This window comes from Treponema sp. R80B11-R83G3 (genome assembly GCF_054786115.1).
In genome coordinates this window covers 1-1,708 of record NZ_BDHF01000184.1, presented here as the reverse complement: position 1 = coordinate 1,708, position 1,708 = coordinate 1, and the positions used below count along the sequence as shown (strand labels likewise).

At 44.1% G+C, this 1,708-nt stretch carries 2 protein-coding genes; one reads left to right on the top strand and one right to left on the bottom strand.

The genetic code is table 11. The features are described from left to right. A partial coding sequence (locus ACYVRH_RS12395) for an FKBP-type peptidyl-prolyl cis-trans isomerase (RefSeq protein WP_461257211.1) occupies positions 1 to 350 on the top strand: 350 nt, incomplete at its 5' end. Here the strand turns inward: ACYVRH_RS12395 and ACYVRH_RS12390 are convergent. Then, on the bottom strand, positions 319 to 1,708 hold a 1,390-nt coding region (locus tag ACYVRH_RS12390), incomplete at its 5' end, for a sensor histidine kinase (RefSeq protein WP_461257210.1). The two genes, ACYVRH_RS12395 and ACYVRH_RS12390, sit on opposite strands and share 32 nt — an antisense overlap.

The following is a 1,708-nucleotide window of genomic DNA, read 5'->3' as shown; positions in this document are numbered from 1 at the left end:
GGACTACGGAGAGCGGGCTTCAATATGAAATTATCAAAAGCACGGAAGGCGAGAAACCTAGAAAAAGTTCCGTAGTAAGGGTAATTTATACCGGAAACTTTACGGACGGCCGCATTTTTGACAGATCCACGGAAGAAGGCGGCGCGTACATTCCTTTAGAGAATGTTATTCCCGGCTGGACGGAAGGACTGATGCTTATGAGTCCCGGCAGCATTTATCGCCTGTACGTTCCGTCAAAACTGGCTTACGGCAAGGACGGCATTCAAGGCGTTATCGCGCCATATTCAACTTTAGTCTTTATGGTTGAGTTACTCGAAATTATTGACGAACCTGAAGATGAGGAATCTTAATTCTAAAAACTGATCCTTCACCGGCGCGGCTTTCCACTTCGGCTTTTCCCTTATGAAGAAGGGCAATATGCCGGACTATGGAAAGCCCAAGTCCTGTGCCTCCCGCCTCTCTGCTTCTTGCGCGGTCTACCCTGTAAAATCTTTCAAATATACGTTCCAGATGCTCAGGAGGAATCCCTATCCCTTTATCACGCACTTCAAATACAAGCTCGTCTTTTTCCTCAAACGCGCTGACCCAAAGTTTGGATTTTGCCTGAGAATACTTAATCCCGTTTTCTATTAAATTAATTAGCGCCTGAATAATAAAGGAGCCGTACAATTTCGCGCTCAAACTTTCTTTACAATCAACAATAATTTCTATTTGTTTTTTCTTTGCCACAATCTCAAGAGAAGAGACAGCTTCGCTAATCAGAGGGGCGACTCTTAACTCTTCCATATCACGGTTATTTACCGTGTTATCTTCCAAATCGGCAAGTATTAAAAGATCATTTGTAAGGTTTTCCATAATACCGGCATTTTTGCGGATTATCTCTATAAAGTGAATATCTTGTTTATCCATAACGGAATCAAGCAGTGTTTCTGAAAATCCTTTTATAAGCTGAATGGGAGTACGCAGTTCATGCGACACGTTTGCGACAAAATCTTTGCGTATTCTTTCTAATTTTAAAAGCCGCGTAATTTCCTGAAGCACCAGTACCGCTCCCGCGCGGGATTGCTCGCCGTTTCCGCCATTATCTGTTGTTTTAGCGAGAGGAGAAGCGAAAACATGAAACTGCTGTTCCGCGCCTTTATGGAAAGTAAGTTCAGCCTCAAATGGAACTCCGCCGCTTATAGCCTTTTTCGCTATTTCAACTAACTCCGTTGAACGGGTCGCCTCCAATAAAGTCATTGTATTTATTTCACCGTTTCCAAGAGTAAAAAGTTCCCTTGCCTTAGGATTAACCAGATGCAGTTTCAAAGCGTTGTCCATGGCGAAGACCGCTTCTGACATTCCGTTAAGAATCGCTTCAAGGCGGCTTCCCTGCGACCTTGCCTGTACAAAACGGAAATTGAGTTCCGCAGTCATAGCCCTCATTGCCCTTTCAAGACTTCTGAATTCCTGCGCTACAGGTTCCACTGCTTCAGGATCGGAAAGAAGAGGGGCGCTTGTCTGCGCAATCTTAACCAGTTGTCCTAGCGAAGATGACAGCGAGCGCGAGTACGCGTAGATTGCCCAAAAAGCAATAATTATTAGCAGGCAGGTAAATACCAAAAACGGAAAAATAACGGGAGAAATCCTCACCCAAAATCCCGGAATGGAAAGCGATAATCTGAATACGCCGATGGATTTATTTTCATCGTTAAATACTGGAAGAGCG